The 16226-nt window shown below is 65.8% G+C and carries 17 protein-coding genes; 12 read left to right on the top strand and 5 right to left on the bottom strand.

Annotated features, from left to right (window positions below):
- Positions 1 to 52 precede the first annotated feature (52 nt).
- The 7 genes from M5J20_RS10865 to dnaB all read left to right on the top strand — a co-directional run bounded on the left by M5J20_RS10865 (position 53) and on the right by dnaB (position 5531).
- The gene (locus M5J20_RS10865) at positions 53 to 1480 is read left to right on the top strand and encodes a glycosyltransferase family 87 protein (RefSeq protein WP_437177649.1); all 1428 of its coding nucleotides are present in this window, start codon (positions 53 to 55) and stop codon (positions 1478 to 1480) included.
- Entirely contained in the window at positions 1477 to 1668 is a 192-nt protein-coding gene (locus tag M5J20_RS10870; protein WP_253579506.1) for a hypothetical protein, read from the top strand. The genes M5J20_RS10865 and M5J20_RS10870 overlap by 4 nt, the downstream gene beginning before the upstream one ends.
- Before the next feature lie 129 nt (positions 1669 to 1797).
- Complete coding sequence (gene rpsF / locus M5J20_RS10875; protein WP_253579508.1) at positions 1798 to 2085, top strand: 30S ribosomal protein S6; 288 nt, start codon at positions 1798 to 1800, stop codon at positions 2083 to 2085.
- A 51-nt stretch (positions 2086 to 2136) separates the two neighbouring features.
- Positions 2137 to 2754, top strand: a complete 618-nt coding sequence (locus tag M5J20_RS10880) for a single-stranded DNA-binding protein (RefSeq protein WP_253579510.1) — start codon at positions 2137 to 2139, stop codon at positions 2752 to 2754.
- Positions 2755 to 2805: 51 nt separating this feature from the next.
- Positions 2806 to 3258, top strand: a complete 453-nt coding sequence (gene rplI, locus M5J20_RS10885) for a 50S ribosomal protein L9 (protein ID WP_253579512.1) — start codon at positions 2806 to 2808, stop codon at positions 3256 to 3258.
- A gap of 138 nt (positions 3259 to 3396) precedes the next feature.
- A complete protein-coding gene (locus M5J20_RS10890) occupies positions 3397 to 3570 on the top strand; it encodes a hypothetical protein (RefSeq protein ID WP_253579513.1) in 174 nt (57 codons plus the stop codon).
- A gap of 479 nt (positions 3571 to 4049) precedes the next feature.
- Positions 4050 to 5531, top strand: a complete 1482-nt coding sequence (gene dnaB, locus M5J20_RS10895; protein ID WP_253579515.1) for a replicative DNA helicase — start codon at positions 4050 to 4052, stop codon at positions 5529 to 5531.
- Here the strand turns inward: dnaB and M5J20_RS10900 are convergent.
- From M5J20_RS10900 to M5J20_RS10915, 4 genes are read right to left on the bottom strand one after another with little or no spacing between them, the layout of a single operon-like run.
- The gene (locus tag M5J20_RS10900; RefSeq protein ID WP_253579517.1) at positions 5528 to 6346 is read right to left on the bottom strand and encodes a YhfC family glutamic-type intramembrane protease; all 819 of its coding nucleotides are present in this window, start codon (positions 6344 to 6346) and stop codon (positions 5528 to 5530) included. The two genes, dnaB and M5J20_RS10900, sit on opposite strands and share 4 nt — an antisense overlap.
- A gap of 18 nt (positions 6347 to 6364) precedes the next feature.
- Complete coding sequence (locus tag M5J20_RS10905; protein ID WP_367614974.1) at positions 6365 to 7675, bottom strand: MFS transporter; 1311 nt, start codon at positions 7673 to 7675, stop codon at positions 6365 to 6367.
- The gene (locus M5J20_RS10910) at positions 7672 to 9936 is read right to left on the bottom strand and encodes a heavy metal translocating P-type ATPase (RefSeq protein ID WP_253579519.1); all 2265 of its coding nucleotides are present in this window, start codon (positions 9934 to 9936) and stop codon (positions 7672 to 7674) included. The genes M5J20_RS10905 and M5J20_RS10910 overlap by 4 nt, the downstream gene beginning before the upstream one ends.
- A 42-nt stretch (positions 9937 to 9978) precedes the next feature.
- Complete coding sequence (locus tag M5J20_RS10915) at positions 9979 to 10179, bottom strand: heavy-metal-associated domain-containing protein (RefSeq protein WP_253579521.1); 201 nt, start codon at positions 10177 to 10179, stop codon at positions 9979 to 9981.
- A 180-nt stretch (positions 10180 to 10359) separates the two neighbouring features.
- Between M5J20_RS10915 and M5J20_RS10920 the strand changes: the two genes are divergently transcribed.
- Together M5J20_RS10920 and M5J20_RS10925 are read left to right on the top strand one after the other, a co-directional pair.
- Positions 10360 to 10788 (top strand): thioredoxin family protein, encoded by a 429-nt coding sequence (locus tag M5J20_RS10920; protein ID WP_253579523.1) that lies wholly within the window; start codon positions 10360 to 10362, stop codon positions 10786 to 10788.
- 101 nt (positions 10789 to 10889) lie between these two features.
- On the top strand, positions 10890 to 11831 hold the full coding sequence (locus M5J20_RS10925) for a PspA/IM30 family protein (protein WP_253579525.1): 942 nt from the start codon (positions 10890 to 10892) through the stop codon (positions 11829 to 11831).
- A gap of 251 nt (positions 11832 to 12082) precedes the next feature.
- Here M5J20_RS10925 and M5J20_RS10930 read toward each other — a convergent pair whose 3' ends face one another.
- On the bottom strand, positions 12083 to 13660 hold the full coding sequence (locus M5J20_RS10930; protein WP_253579527.1) for an NYN domain-containing protein: 1578 nt from the start codon (positions 13658 to 13660) through the stop codon (positions 12083 to 12085).
- Positions 13661 to 13830: 170 nt separating this feature from the next.
- Between M5J20_RS10930 and M5J20_RS10935 the strand changes: the two genes are divergently transcribed.
- Genes M5J20_RS10935 through M5J20_RS10945 form a run of 3 tightly spaced genes read left to right on the top strand, consistent with a single transcriptional unit; the run spans position 13831 to position 16104 of the window.
- On the top strand, positions 13831 to 14205 hold the full coding sequence (locus M5J20_RS10935; RefSeq protein WP_253579529.1) for a GntR family transcriptional regulator: 375 nt from the start codon (positions 13831 to 13833) through the stop codon (positions 14203 to 14205).
- Positions 14202 to 15038 carry an ATP-binding cassette domain-containing protein gene (locus M5J20_RS10940; RefSeq protein ID WP_253579530.1) on the top strand — a complete coding sequence of 279 codons (837 nt, stop codon included), beginning with the start codon at positions 14202 to 14204 and terminating at the stop codon, positions 15036 to 15038. Before M5J20_RS10935 ends, M5J20_RS10940 begins: the two co-directional genes overlap by 4 nt.
- 4 nt (positions 15039 to 15042) lie before the next feature.
- Entirely contained in the window at positions 15043 to 16104 is a 1062-nt protein-coding gene (locus M5J20_RS10945) for a hypothetical protein (RefSeq protein WP_253579533.1), read from the top strand.
- Positions 16105 to 16226: the final 122 nt, after the last annotated feature.

The following is a 16226-nucleotide window of genomic DNA, read 5'->3' on the forward strand; positions in this document are numbered from 1 at the left end:
CGGCCGCACCGAGCCGCTGGCGAAAGGCTGGGTCAACTTCCTCGGCGGGCCGATGGGCCGCTACGCCCAGATCGGCCGCGCCTCCTTCTGGACTCCGCTGCGGGCCATCCTGGCCGTCGCCTACGTCTTCCTCTCCCTCGGCGGGCTGTCCAAGGCGAACTGCGCCATGGGCCGCCCGGACGACAACGGCGTGCTGCAGCTCAACTGGGACGGCAACCGCCAGTACACCTCGTTCTGCTACAACGACATCGTCCCGCTCTACGGCGCGCGCGGACTGGACCAGCCCGGCTTCGTCTACGACTACTCCTGGGTGGAAGACGGCCTGACCCGCTACATGGAGTATCCGGTGCTCGCCGGCCTGTTCCAGCAGTTCAGCGCCTTCATCTCCCGAAACACCTACTTCCTGGCGGACAGGTTGCTGCCGGAGGTCGGCTGGTACTTCTGGGTCACGGTGCTGCTGCTTTCCATCATCTGGGTCTGCACCGCCCGCATGGTCGCGGAGCTCGCCGGCAACCGCATTTGGGACACGCTGCTCGTCGTCGGCTCGCCGCTGTTGATCATGCACGCGTTCACCAACTGGGACATCCCGTCCATCTTCTTTGTGGTCGCAGCGATGCTGGCCGCGCGCAACAAGAAGTTCTGGCTCGCCGGCTTCCTCATCGGCGCCGGCACCGCGTTCAAACTCTGGCCGCTGTTCATCCTCGGCGCGTACCTCACGATTGCGATCCGCAAGCGCAACCTCATGCCGTTCATCAAGATGGCGGTCGCGGCCGCTGTCACCTGGGTGGCCGTCAACCTGCCCGTCTACCTCCGCAACCCCGACGCCTGGGGCGAGTTCAACCGCCTCAACACCGAGCGCGGCTGGGAGTGGACCACCATCTACGCCGTGATCTCGCGTGCCTTCGGCTGGACTGGCTTCGATACCGGCGGCGGCACCCCGGTGATCCTCAACGCGGTCACCTTCGTCCTCTTCGCCCTCGGCTGCCTCGCCGTGCTCATCATGGGCCTCAAGGCCCCCAAGGAGCCGCGCGTGGCGGAGCTGCTCACGCTCATCGTCGGCTTCTTCCTGCTCTTTAACAAGGTGTGGAGCCCCCAGTACTCCATCTGGCTCATCGTCCCCGCCGTGCTCGCCGCACCCTACTGGCGCCTGCTACTGACCTGGATGACGGTGGACATGATGGTCTGGCCCATCCTCATGTGGCACATGATGGGCACAGACAACCTGGGCCTGCCCGGCGAGGCCCTCAACCTCGTCATCATCGCCCGCGACGCCCTCATCATCGCCATTATGGTCATGGTCGTCCGCCAGATGTTCGGCCTCACCCGCGACCCCGTCGCCGACGCGCACAACGGCCACGACCCGCTCCTCACCGTCCCTTCCGACTGGGCCACGCGTGCCGACGGCTGGGTTCCCGCCGGCGAAGTCGTCGGAGAAGTGAACGTCGAAAAGCACTCTGCTCCTGAGGTGGAGCGCGCATGATCGGCACGACGACGATCCTGGGCATCGTCTCGATCTTCATCGGCTTCGCGCTCTTTGCGGGCGCGTTCATGGCGACGCTGAAGGGACGCAAGGGCCTCGCGGTCGGGCTCGGGGCGACCGCCTTCGTCTTCATCACCTTCATCCCCGTGGGGCTCGCGCTGTTCGGTGCCGTGCCGAACCCGACCTAAACCGATTTCTCCCAGGCCAGGGGCTTCAGGTAGGCTATCCGGGTTGCTTGACGTAAGCGACCCTCCTGCCATTGCGGCAAGCGCAGTGGCCGAATACCAATACAAAGACCATAGGAGGTGATGAGGTCCGTGCGTCACTACGAAGTAATGATCATCCTCGACCCGCAGCAGGATGAGCGCACCGTTGCCCCGTCCCTGGATAAGTTCCTGGAGACCGTCCGCAAGGACAACGGCAAGGTGGAAAAGGTTGATGTGTGGGGCAAGCAGCGCCTTGCGTACCCGATCAACAAGAAGGAAGAGGGCATCTACGCCGTAATCAACCTCGAGTGCGGTGCTGACACCGTCGCCGAGCTTGATCGTCTTCTGAACCTGAACGAGACCGTGCTCCGTACGAAGGTACTGCGTACCGATAAGTAAGAGCAGCTAGGCTCAAACCACAGGATCCAAAAAAGGTAGGAAGGAACGATCATGGCTCAAGGCGATACCCAAATCACCGTGGTTGGCAACCTCGTTGCTGATCCGGAGCTCCGGTTCATCCCGAGTGGTGCACCCGTTGCGAATTTCCGCATCGCGTCCACCCCCCGGTCCTTCAACCGCGAGACGAACCAGTGGGAGGACGGCGAAGCGCTGTTCCTCACCTGCAACTGCTGGCGCCAGATGGCCGAGAACGTCGCAGAGACCCTGACCAAGGGCATGCGCGTCATGGTCCAGGGCCGCCTGAAGCAGCGTTCCTACCAGACCCGCGAGGGCGAAAACCGCACCGTGTTCGAGATCGAGGTCGACGAGGTTGGCCCGTCCCTGAAGTACGCGTCCGCAACCGTGAACCGTAACCCGCGTGAGGGCGGGAACAACTACGGCGGTGGCGGCCAGGGCCAGTCCGGCCAGGGTCAGCGCAACCAGGGCGGCTTCAACCAGGGCCCGTCCCAGAACAACCAGGGCGGCTTTGCCGGTCAGGGCCAGAACCAGTCCCAGGGCAACCAGGGCGGTTTCTCCGGCCAGAACCAGTCGCAGCCCGAGACTGATCCGTGGAATTCCGCACCTCCCGCCGGCGGTTTCGGCGGGATGGACGACGAGCCTCCGTTCTAAAGCAGAAAAACCCACACAGAAACTTTTACAACTCAAGGAAGGTTAGGATTCATGAAGCTGATCCTCACCGCTGCCGTTGAGAACCTTGGAGAGCCCGGCGACATCGTCGAGGTCAAGGACGGCTACGGACGCAACCTTCTCCTCCCGCGCGGCCTCGCCATCCCGGCTACCCGCGGCGCAGAGAAGCAGATCGAAGACATTCAGCGCGCTCAGGCTGACCGCCAGGTGCGCGACCTCGCGCACGCCAAGGAGCTGCGCGACCAGCTCGACCAGCTCACCGGTGTGAAGGTGCCCGTGCGCACCTCCGAGTCCGGCAAGCTGTTCGGCTCTGTGAAGCCGGCCGACATCGCCGACGCCGTCAAGGCTGCCGGCGGCCCGTCCCTGGACAAGCGCCGCATCAACGTGCCGAAGGGTCTTGTTACCAAGACCGGCGGCTACCAGGTCAAGGTCAACCTCCACGACGACGTGGAGGGCAAGGTGAACTTCGAGGTCGTGAGCGCGTAACCGCTTAACGACGATCGCGTTTAATAAACCGCGATCCAACGACAACAGCGCTTGAAAACGGCGCGGGTTGCACGAGGAGCTTGTGAGGAGCTCCGCGGCCCGCGCCGTTTTCTCATGTTCTCCGTAGACTTAGTGGCCATGAACACGAACACCACCGGCCAGGCCGACATCATCCTCGGCGTCATTGTCTTCCTGCTGGGTTTCCTCGCCGTGAAGTATGCCTGGGGGTCCATTTCGTACCTCACGGCAGCCGTGAGCTGGATCGCGGGCATCTTCATGGTGGGGCGCGGCATCGTTAAGTCCCGCCGCTAAAGACCAGCTCGGTCGGTCCGGGGGGCGGGGTCGTAACAATCCCGGGAGCAATCTCGCGACCTGCGTCGTCGGCATGGCTTTCGTACAAATGGGGAAGTTTTTTCGAGCGGGCTGGGCCTGGGGAATACACACAGCCCCTGTGGATAAGTAAAGAATAAGAACGCCTGCTCAGGGCATTCAGGGGGCCGCCTAGAGGCTTGGGGGACCAATGTCAAGCGCCCAGCTCAGAGGATTTCCCCACACTTCTCCGTTACTAAGTGCGCCTGAATACAACATGTCTGAACTGGGCAAACACCAGTCTTCCCTGCGGGTCAAACGCGGCTTCTCCACAAGTTGTCCACAGGGATGAATGGGTGGGTGTGAAGAAGTCGTCGGGAAGCGGAAGTTCTATCCACAGGGCCTGTGGATAACTTCCCCGGCGGGTCCGCAGCAGGGGCTGCGCGGGGTAGGGTTAGGCGCGACACGTGGAAGGGGAGCCCATGCCTGCGAACGAGAGTTTCGACGATTACGTCCTGCCGCCCGAGCCGGCCGACAGCTTCGGCGACGAGCCCGATTACGGCGGCCAGGGTGGCTCGCGTGGATCCCGCGGCGGTAGCACGCGCCGCGCCAACTTCAACCGGGACCGCGGCGACTTGAGCGAGTACCGCCAGCCGCCCCACGACGAGCGCGCGGAGCGTTCGGTGCTGGGCGCGATGATGCTCAACCAGGACGTGGTGGTGGACATCGTGGAGCGCCTCAAGGAGGAGGACTTCTACTACCCGTCGCACCAGATGATTTTCCGCGCGATCGTGGATCTGTACTCGGACGCGAGCGAGATCGACGTGCTGATTTTGTCGGGTCGTCTCGATCGTCGGAACCAGCTCGAGCGCGTCGGCGGCGCGGTGTACCTGCACACGCTGATCTCCGAAGTGCCGACGGCCGCGAACGCGATGTACTACGCGGACATCGTCGCCGAGAAGTCGATTCTGCGGCAGCTGGTCAACGCCGGCACCCACGTCGTGCAACTCGGCTACGAGGGCGAGGACGGCATGGAGGTCGAGGCGCTCGTCGACATGGCTCAGCAGGAAGTCTTCAGCATCGCCAAAAAGGAGTCCGGCCAGGACTACCGCTCGCTGTCGGACCTGCTGAAGCCGACGATCGACGAACTGACCCAGATCGCAGCCGGCGGCGCGCTGGACCAGGGCGTGCCGACGGGCTTCATCGACCTCGACAACCTCACGAACGGACTCCACGCCGGCCAGATGGTGATCATCGCGGCCCGCCCGGGCGTGGGAAAGTCAACGCTGGCGCTGGACTTCATGCGCTCCTGCTCCATCCACCACGGCAAGACGTCGGTGATCTTCTCGCTGGAGATGAGTGCGTCGGAAATCATCATGCGTCTGCTTTCGGCCGAAACCGAGATCAAGCTGTCCTCGATGCGTTCCGGCCAGATGGAGGAGCGCGACTGGGAGAAGCTGACGAAGCGCCTCACCGAGATCCAGGATGCGCCGCTGTTCATCGACGATTCCCCGAACCTCACGATGATGGAAATCCGCACCAAGGCGCGAAACCTCAAGCGCCAGCACGGCCTCGACCTCATCGTGCTGGACTACCTGCAGCTGATGAGCTCCGGCAAGAAGGTCGAATCCCGCCAGCAAGAGGTTTCCGAGTTCTCCCGCCACCTGAAGCTTTTGGCGAAGGAGCTCGAGGTGCCGGTGATCGCGATCTCGCAGCTGAACCGTGGCCCTGAAGCCCGTACGGACAAAAAGCCTCAGCTGGCTGACCTGCGTGAATCAGGCTCCCTGGAACAGGACGCCGACATGGTGTTTCTGCTTTACCGCCCGGATTCCCAGGACCGTGACGACGAGCGCGCGGGCGAGGCAGACATCATCGTGGCGAAGCACCGCGGCGGCCCCATCGACACCATCCCGGTGGCGCACCAGTTGCACTACTCGCGCTTCGTCAACATGGCGCGGGGCTAGGGCATTTGCTTTCCGACGTTCGCAGGAAGCCCTGCAACGTCACGCGAACCATCGACCGCCCTCCGCGCGAGCGGCCCGGCAGCAAGCGCCCACACGACGACGGCGGTGAACGCCGTCAGCGCGATGTACAGCGCGGTGTAGCTGACCGGGGCGAGCGTGACCGCCACAGTGTTGAACGCGATGTGGAGCAGCACGGCCAGCAGCCACAGCTGCCACTTCCGCTCGCGGACAGCGCGCAGGATGAGCACCGACATGGCCACGTGGAAGATGATGGCGAGGATGCGTTCGTACCAGCCCATCGCAACCAAGGTGAACCCGATGGTGTTGAGGAGCTCGACTTGGCTGTCCAGCGCTTCGAGTGCCTTGGTGTCCCCAGTTCTCGCCACCTGCTCGCGGACGACGTCACCGAACTGCAGCATCGCGACGTTGCTCACCATCGCGTTGCCCATGAGCAGGATGGCTTCGATGCCGCCGTGGCCGAGGCCGAAGCCGACGCCCTCGCGCCAGGAGCGCACCCCCTTCGCCCAGTAGCGCATGACCACCCAGCGGGCGCTTTCCTCGAACAGGCCGGAAGAGAGCACGAGCACCACGGTGACCGCGGTAACCGCGACGGACGGTTCCAAGAACCGCTCAAAGCCAGCATTGAGTGGTGAGATGACCGCGACTCGTGCGAGTTGGGAGAGCGGAAAAGCCAGCGCGCCCCACCCGAGGGCAGCCCAGCGGAACCCGAGCTTTCGCTTCGCGACGAGCCACAGCACCACAACGCCGACGATGGCGCCGATGCCCTGCAGCAGAACGTAACCGAGTGGGCCCATAATCGCACGCGCCAGCCCCTACGCCAGCGCCACACCTTTCTGCTCGGGGAGGGTAAATGCGGCCACGCAGGCCAAAGCAAACGCTACCGCGAAGACGCTGAAGACGGCGATGTTGCCGCCGAAGGCCAGCACCGGCGGCACGATGAGCGGCGCCAGGATCGACCCAATGCGGCCGAAGGAGGCGCCCGCGCCGGTGCCGGTCGCGCGGATTGCGGTGGGGTAGAGCTCCGGGCCGATGGCGTAGAGGGCGCCCCACGCACCGAGGTTGAAGAAGGAGAGCAGGCAGCCGGCGGCGATGATCTGCCACTCCGCGGTGGCCATGCCGTAGAGCAGAGCCGACACGGCGGAGCCGCCCAGGAACACCGAGAGCGTCATGCGGCGGCCCCACACCTCGATGAGCCAGGCGGCCGCGGCGTAGCCCGGCAGCTGGGCGAGCGTGATGATCAAGGTGAAGCTGAAGGAGCGCACCAGTGTGAAGCCCTGGGCCACGAGCAGCGAGGGGATCCAGATGAACGCGCCGTAGTACGCCAGCGAGACGCAGAACCACACAATCCAGAATGCGGCCGTGCGGGCGCGCAGGTCGGGTCCCCAGATACCGCCGCGGATCTCCTTCTCCTGGACGGGCACGGCGGTGTCGTACTCCGCGGGGTCGGCCTCTGCCTCGAAGGACTGGACAATCTTCTCGGCCTCCTCGTGGCGGCCCTTCGATTCCAAGAACCTGACGGACTCCGGCAAGCCCATGCGCACGTAAATGGCGTAGAGGGCCGGCACCGCGCCGAGGGCGAGACCCCAGCGCCAGCCGTTCTCGCTCTGCGCGACGACGAACGTGCCGATGATCGCGGCGAGGATCCAGCCGACAGCCCAAAACGCCTCGAGGATGACCACCATGCGGCCGCGCACCTTGCGCGGCGAGAACTCGCTGACCAGCGTGGACGCGACGGGCAGCTCGCCGCCGAGGCCCAGGCCCACGATGAAGCGGAACACCATGAGCATGCCCACCGAGGTGGCCAGCGCGGAAGCACCGGTGGCCAGGCCGTAGATCAACAACGTAACGGCGAAGACCTGGCGGCGGCCGATCTTGTCCGCCAGCAGACCCGCCAGCGAGGCGCCGATTGCCATGCCGATGAAGCCGACGGAGGCGATCCAGGAAGTGGTGGACTTATCCAGCTCCCAGTGCACCGCAAGCGCGGCGATGATGAAGGACACCAGGCCGATGTCCATGGCATCCAGGGCCCAGCCGACACCGGAGCCGAGCAGGAGGCGCTTGTGTTTCGGGGTGACCGGCAGGCGGTCGAGGCGCTCAGTGCGAGTCAGTTCAGGCGTTGTCACCCGGCAAATTCTGCCTGAAAGCCCCGCAGCCTCAGGGAGTTTGTGACGACGAACACACTGGAGAACGCCATCGCGATGCCAGCCAACATCGGGTTGAGCAGGCCAATCGCCGCGACCGGAATCAGGATGACGTTGTATGCAAAGGCCCAGAACAGGTTGCCCTTGATGGTTTTCAGGGTCTTGCGCGACAGTCGGATCGCGTCGACGGCGGAGCCCAGCCTGTCGTGCATGAGGGTGATGTCGGAGGCCTCGATGGCGACGTCGGAACCCGCGCCCATCGCCATGCCGAGGTCCGCGGTGGCGAGCGCGGCGGCATCGTTCACGCCGTCGCCGACCATCGCCACGTTGCGGCCCTGATCCTTGAGCGCCTGCACCACGTCCACCTTGTCCTCCGGCAGCACGCCGGCGGTGACGTCGGCGGGGTCAATGCCCACTTCGCGGGCGGTCGCCAGGGCGGCACCCTCGTTGTCGCCGGTCAGTAGGTGCGGGCGCAGGCCCAGCTCCTTCAGGCGCGCGATGGCTGCTGCGGAATCTTCCTTCACGGTGTCGCGCACGGCGATCACGCCCGCGGCCTTGCCGTCCACCTCGACAGCCACGGCGGTGCCGCCGGCGGCTTCCGCGTCATCGAAGGCCTGGCGCAGCGCACCCAGCTCGGTCTGCGGGCGGCCGACGCGCACCAACGCGCCGTCGACAAGCGCCTTCGCCCCGATGCCCGGCTCGTTTTCGAAGTCGGTGGCCTCGGGCGCGTCCACCCCGGCGGCGATGGCGCGCGCGATGGGGTGCTCAGACTGCTTCTCGACGCTCGCAGCAACCGCGTGCACACCCTCCGCAGTCCAGCCGTCGGCAGGCGTGACCGCGATGACCTGCATCTCGCCGCTGGTGACGGTGCCGGTCTTGTCCAGCACAATCGTGTCCACCTGGCGGGTCGATTCAAGCACCTCGGGGCCCTTGATCAGCAGGCCCATCTGGGCGCCGCGGCCGGTGCCGACCAGGATCGCGGTCGGGGTGGCCAAGCCGAGCGCGCACGGGCAGGCGATGATGAGCACCGCCACCGCTGCGGTGAACGCGTGCGCGACGCCGTGGCCGATGGCGAGATGCACGATGAGCGTGAGCAGGGAAATGCCGATGACCGTCGGCACGAAGACCTGCGCGATGCGGTCCACGAGGCGCTGCACCGGGGCCTGGCCGGACTGCGCGTCGCGCACCAGCTTGCCCATCTGCGCCAGCGTCGTGTCCGAGCCGACGCGGGTCGCCTCGACGACGATGCGGCCGGAGGTGTTCAGCGTCGCGCCGGTGACCGAGTCGCCTTCAGCGACCTCGACGGGCACGGACTCGCCGGTGAGCATCGACGCATCGATCGCGGAGTGGCCGGAGACGACGCGGCCGTCCGTCGCCACCTTTTCGCCCGGGCGCACCACGAAGCGGTCGCCGACCACGACCTGCGCAATCGGGACGCGCACCTCTTTGCCGTCGCGCAGCACCGCCGCGTCCTTTGCGCCCATGTCCAGAAGCTCGCGCAGCGCCTCCGAGCTCTGACCCTTCGCCTTCGTCTCAAACCACCTGCCGAGCAGCAGGAACGTGATCACCACACACACGGTTTCGAGGTAAATCTCGTCCATGCCCGCCTGCGCCGGGTTCAGGCTCATCTCCATGACCATGCTGGTCTCGCCCGCGTTGCCGAAAAACAGCGCGTAGATGGACCACACGTAGGCCGCGGTTGTGCCCAGGGAAATCAGTGTGTCCATGGTGAAGCTGCCGTGGCGCAAGTTCGTCAGCGCGGCGCGGTGGAACACGGAGCCGGCGGCGAAATACACCAGCGTCGTCGCGGCAAACGCCGCCCACTGCCAGTACGTGAACTGCCACGCCGGAATCATGGACACCAGCGTCACCGGCAGAGACACCAGCGCCGCCCAGATCGTCGTCCGCTTCAGGCGCTCGGCCTCGGCTTCGCGGGCATCGCTTATCGACGCCTGCTGAGAGCCGCCAGCTTCCTGCCCCTCCGCGTTGTCCGGCTGGCCCTCGTGGGCGAGCTGGAACGCGTCGTACCCAGCCCCGCGCACAATGTCGATGAGCTCATCCGGGGTGGCCTTCTCGGGGTCGTAGTCCACCGTGGCCGTCTCGGTGGAGAAGTTGACGGAGGCTTCCACTCCGTCCATCTTGTTCAGCTTGCGCTGCACCCGAGACGAGCACGACGTACACGTCATGCCCGTCACCCCAAGCTCAATGTGCTGGAGGGCAGTGGGGGTTTCGGGTGCAGTCATGAAAGGTCCCTCCTTGAGACCAGGGTGTTGCGGTGTGGCTGTTTAGACCACCTTGTAGCCGGCCTCGGCCACAGCCTTGGCAACGTCCTCGTCGCTGAAGCCTTCGCCGGCGACGGTGACCTTGCCGGTGGTGTGGTCCGCGGTGACGTCGGTGACACCGGCGATCTCGCCGATCTCCTCCTTCACGCTCAGCTCACAGTGGCCGCAGGTCATTCCATCTACTGCAAACTCTTTTGTAGCCATGGGTATTCCTTCCAATCGTCGTAAAGCGGCGGGCCCTTGGTGCGCCCGCCCGGTGTGCCCCACCCTAGACCCGCGGGGAGGCAGCGCGCTACGTGCACGTTTGGGCCCGGTGGGAATCTCCCGGGCGCTGGTACGGTTGGACACCACAGACAACGAAACGAACTTTAAGGAGCTATTTCCATGAGCACGATTGACGTCACCGAGGACACTTTCGAGCAGACCGTCACCCAGGACGGCATTGTTTTCGTCGACGCGTGGGCGTCCTGGTGCGGCCCGTGCCGCCAGTTCGCCCCGACGTACGAGGCAGCGTCGGAGAAGCACACCGACGTGACTTTCGCCAAGCTGGACACCGAGGCGAACCAGCAGCTCGCCGCTGCGCTGGAGATCCAGGCGATCCCGACGCTGATGGCCTTCCGCGACGGCATCCTGGTGTTCCGCAACGCAGGCGCACTGCCGCCGGCCGCGTTCGACGACCTCATCGGCCAGGTCAAGGACCTGGATATGGAGGAGGTCCACCGCCAACTCGCTGAGCAGCAGGCGCAGATGGCCGACGCTGAGGACGGGTTCGCCGAGGATTTTGAAGACGACCTTGAGAACGACGCAAAGTAGCTGACGCTGCACCGAATTCAAGCGCTGGGCCGGTCCCAGCGCTTTTTTCGTGCGTACACTTGGCGGGGACACTGAGCGAACCACGAAAGGTGATTACGACCATGGCGAACCCGTTCTCTAAGGGCTGGAACTACCTCATGCAGTCCTTCGACTCCAAGATTGATCAGAACGCTGATCCGCGGGTGCAGATCCAGCAGGCCGTTGCCCAGGCGAAGAAGAACCACCAGGAGATTTCCCAGCACGCGGCGCAGATCATCGGCAACCGCAACCAGCTGGAGATGAAGCTGGAGCGACTCATCCAGTCCCAGGCTGACCTGCAGACGAAGACCCGCACCGCCCTGCAGGCCGCCGACAAGGCCGCCGCCGCCGGCGACGCCGAGAAGGCGCAGCAGTACAACGCCACAGCGGAGGTGCTCGCATCCCAGCTCGTGTCCGTGGAGAACGAGCTCGCCCAGACCAAGGAGGCCCACGCCGCCGCCGAGCATGCCGCCCGCGAGGCGCAGGCTCAGCAGCAGCAGTCCGAGGCTCGCCTCCAGGAGCAGCTGCAGCAGGTCTCCCAGCTGGAGTCCCAGCTCAACCAGGCGAAGATGCAGGAGCAGACTACCCGCACGATGGACACCATCAATCAGTTCGGCGGGGACGACAGCGTGCCGACGCTCGACAGCGTCCGCGACAAGATCGAGCGCCGCTACGCCGATGCCCTCGGTGCGCAGGAGATCGCCAAGAACTCCATGACCGACCGCATGGCTGAGATCGAGTCCGCCGGCACCGACATCGCCGCCTCGAGCCGCCTCGACGAGATCCGCGCCTCCATGGCCGGTGAGCTCGAGGCCGGCAAGGGCGAAGATGCCGGTGCTGCTGGTGCTGTCACCGCAGGCGCGGCAGGTGCTGGCGCTGCTGCTGGGGCTGCTGGTGCTGGCGCGAAGTCCGACGACGACATCCTCGCGGACGCCGAGGCCTACCTCGCCGAAGACAACGACGCCGACGCCGTAGACGCCGACATCGTCGAGGAGGACGACACCGAGGAGTCCGGCCGGCGCTAGCCACGGAACGCGTGAGCGGGGCTCGTTGTGGCTGGATAATGGCCACAGCCAGCCCCGCTTTTCGTTGAGAGCTCCAGGGGGTGGAGCTGTCAAGGCGTTCGTGGTCGCGTGTCGAATGTAAATGCGCAGGTCAGAGCGCTGACGCTGATGGCTCCACCCGCTGACAGCTCCATTTAGGTCACCCTAAGTGGAGCTGTCAGCGTTCGGGCGGCCCTGCGACCGACCGCCCCGCAGTACCCGGCTCGCCCCACCTACCCGCGGTGGATATTGATCAGCACACCGCGGATGCCGGAGTGGAAACCGTCGCGCAGGTTCACGCGCTGCGCTTCAGACAGGGTGTACTCGTGCAGTGTCTCGCACGCGAACTGCAGCAGCGGGCGGTCGATCTCCGGGGGCAGGCCGCCGCCGGAGAGCATGTGCGCCTTGTCGCGCTGCTCGGAGGAGGCGGCGTTCTCGTACCACCAGGCGGCGTACTGCTGGCCGACGTCGTAAGGCGTCTGGAACCCGGCAGAGGACCACACCTCTTCCGGCAGCGGCACGTAGCGCGAGCGCAGCTTGCGGCGCGGCGCCATCATGGACGGCTTCGGCGTGGGCTTGGGGCCCGGCTTCGGCACATCCGCAGCCTCCGGGTTGGAAAGCTGTTGGTTGCCCGGCTGGTTGGACTCGTTGTTCGCCTCGACCTGCGCCTCAGACGGCTCGTCGAGCTCCGGCGCGGCGGGGGAGTGTGTGCGCTGGTCGGAGCGCACGGTGCCCGTCACCGGGCCCTGGGCTGGGGCTTGCGCTTGCCGACGCGCAGCTTCCGCCACCATCGCCGGAGACGGCGTCGGGATGTCCCTTACCTCGTGAGAATCGGTCTCGCACTCGGCGCACTCCGGATCATGCTTGGCGCTGGCGTCGGCCCCGCCCGCAGCCTGATCGCCAGCAGCCTGATCGCCAGCAGCCCCGCCAGCCGCAGGCTTCACCGGCCCGGCCTCGCGCCCAGCCTCGCGCCCAGCCTCACCAGCAGCCTCCCCACGCGAAGCCTCCGCGCGCTCGGCCTGCTGCGCAGCGGCACGGGCGCCGAACACCTTGAGGTGCTCCAGGCCGTCAAGCTGCTGGAAGCCGGTGCCGCCGTCGTCGTCATCGTCGTGGCTGGCGCTGCGGGGGTTGGCCTCATCGCTGTCGTCGTCAGGCGCGCGAAGCGGCTCCGGCCCGTACCCCGGCACGGCGGTGGGACCCTGGTCTTGGTCGACAGGTTCGGCGTCGGAAAGCGGGCGCTCCCGGATTGTCGGCGGCAGCGGGCCTTCGAGGACCTGCAGTTGCATGGCGTCCGAGAAGTCCTCGCGGGGGTCAATGATGGTCGTCGTGTCGCAGGCGTGGCGCAGGGCGGAGGACATGGAGTCCCATCCGAAGCCGTAGAGGTGGACGCGAATGCCCATGTCGGCGGCTTCTTGCACGCCCGGGATCATGTCCGCGTCGCCGGAGACGAGGACAAAATCGCTGAACTGGCCGCGCGTGGCGTTGAGCACCAGGTCGGCGACAAGGCGGGTGTCCACGCCCTTCTGGGTGCGGCGCTCGCCCCACTCGATGAGCTGCCCCGTGCGCAGCTGCACGCCCGCGCACGCGCGGAGCGCGCGCTGGTAGCGGTGGGGGCCCGAGTCGGGGATGCCGTCGTACCAGAACTGGCGGTGAACGGGTTGGTTGAGTTGCTGGGTAATCATGTTCCCGAGGGTGGCCACCACCTCGGGGAGGTCAATTTCTAACTGTGCGCGGGCGCCGATCTCCCACGAGTTGTAAAAGCTCGCGAGCAGGTACGACGTGTCCACGAACACCACTGTGCGTTCAAGCATGGCTCCTAAATTCCGATTCTTTTCGTTGCTAATTTTCGTTTTCTGCGCCCTCGGGAGGGTCTAGATGGCAACCAGTGTACGGAAATTCACTCTTGCGCCCACCCTGCAAACCTGTTAGACAGTTAGTTACTGCAGTAACTAACCAACGGAGCGGAAAGGAGGTCCAGGCCATGAACTCTGATGCGGAGCCGCTGTTTGTCCAGATCGCCCGCTTCATCGAGGACCTCATTATCGATGGCGCGCTCGAGCCCGGACAGCAAGCCCCGTCGACCAACCAGCTCGCGGAGTTCCACGAGATCAACCCGGCGACAGCACGCAAGGGCTTGACCCTGCTTGTCGACGCCGGGGTGCTCGAAAAACGCCGCGGCCTCGGCATGTTCGTCACGGAGGGGGCGCGGGCGCGGATTCTTCGCAATCGTCGGGAAGCATTTGCCGGCGCCTTCATCGCCCCGCTCATCGACGAAGCCCTGCACCTCGGCTACGCGCGCGAGGACCTCCACACCCTTATCGACCGTGTCGCAGAAAGTAGAGGCATGTACCAATGAACCAGATCGTTTCCGCGCGCGGCTTGCAGCGCAGCTTCGGCAAGAAGGCCGTGCTCAGCGGCGTCGACTTCGAGCTCGCGCCGGGCGGCATCCACGGCCTGCTGGGCCGCAACGGCGTCGGTAAATCCACGCTGCTGAGCATCATCGCCGGGCAGCTCAAGCCTTCCGGCGGCGAGATCGCCGTCTTCGGCGACGCGCCCTTCGACAACGCCGCGGCGATGGACCGCACCGCGCTGACCGGCGTCGATGTCGCGTACCCGACGTCGTGGAAGCTGCGCGACATCCTCGCCGCCGCATCCATGCGCTACCCCAACTGGGACCGCACGCTTGCCGACGAGCTGCTCGCCGACTTCACGCTCGGCGAGGCCGCCAGCGCCACCTACGGCAACCTGTCCCGCGGCCAGCGCGCCATGACCGGCATCGTGGTCGGCCTCGCGTCCGGCGCTGAGCTCACGCTTCTCGACGAACCCTACGTCGGCCTCGACACCCACAACACCCAGGTGTTTTACCGTCATCTGCTCAATCTGGGCGATTCCGGCCGCACCATCATCATGGCCACGCACCACATCGAGGACGCCGCCAAGATCCTCGACACCGCGATCATCCTCGGCCGCGACGGCCGCATCGCCCGCCACATCAACGCCGAGGACGCCGACAGCTTCCTCGTCGCGTCCGGCACCGGCGAGCTCGACGGAGCCCTTGCTTTCCGACGTTCGGATGCCGGCACCCACGCCCTCATCCCCGCCTCGCTCGAATCCGGCCTAGGCGCCGGCACCCGCGTGCGCCCCGCCGGCCTCGACGACGTTATCGAGGCCTACCTGGAGGTGTCCTAGAACCATGGCGACCCGCATGACCCATCTCGGCCCCGGCTTCTTCTGGCAGCAGTTCAAGGCCGGCCCGAAGTCCCGGGTGCTCACGCTGCTGTTCTTCGGCGTGCTCTTCATCCTCGCCGGACCTTTAGTGAGTCCGTGGACAGCCGCAGTGTCCACGTTCATAACAGTGCCCGTGTTCTTCTACGCACTGTTCCCCGAGCCCGGGGCGCTGCAGGCCCTCGGCATGAACCGGGCGCGCGCCTCGCAGCTCCTCGCGTATGCGCTGGTCCCTGCAGTACTCATCCCAGCCGTGGCCTGTCTGGCTTACAACCCGAACTGGATCGGCGCGGCTGGCGCAGGTATCGCAATTGCCGTGGGGCTGCTCCTCTTCTTTGTGTGCCTGCCCAACGACAGCACCCGCCCGCAGAGCCCCGCCGCGATCGTGGGGGAGGAGTCCGGCCGCGCCCCGCTCCGCGATACCCCGTTCACCCTCTTCTGGCGCCGCAACCTCATCTGGGCCCTCGTCGCTGGCGCCCTCACCGGCCTGCTGATGCCGCTGTCCGTCTTTATCGACACCAGCTTCCTCGGCGCCTTACTCTCCACCGTGCCGGCGCTAGTCCTCTGGGCCCGCGTATCCGGTGGCTCCGAGATGCGCGCCCAAACGTGGCAAGCCCTCGGCCTTCCGCGCAAGCAGTGGCTCACTACCAGCGTCAGCGTGGTTCTCGCGGCGAGCGCCCTCTTCGCGATCTCCGGCTCCGCCGTCGCCGCCATCATCAGCCGATTCGTCGAGGTCCCAGCCTCTCCCGTCCAGGCGATCTGCTTCGCCGCGCTGATGGGCATCGTCGCGTCCCTCCTCGCGCTCGCTGGTACCGCCAGCTGGGATTGGCTCGTCCCCGTCGCGTTACTTAGCTTCTGGATTCCGCTGCGCTACCCGATGGACCCCCGCGAACCCTTCGCCCTCGGCGAGTACGCGATCCTCGGCGGCATCCAGGGCGGTATCGCGCTGCTCATCGCCGTGGTTCTTCTCTGGCGCTACGTCAGCGGCCGGGGCAACCTCCGGCGCGGCGAATCCGCACTCGGACTCTAACGCTTTTCGACGTTTGTTTGTGTGTTTGTTGGTGTGTGGTTTGTGGGGTTGTGCTGGGGGTTTGTGTTGTGTGGGTGGGGTGTGTAACTTAGTTCGAGTCAGCGCGACCGACAACGCCCCGC

The sequence above is a fragment of the Corynebacterium stercoris genome (genome assembly GCF_024160105.1).
Classification (GTDB): Bacteria; Actinomycetota; Actinomycetes; order Mycobacteriales; family Mycobacteriaceae; genus Corynebacterium; species Corynebacterium stercoris.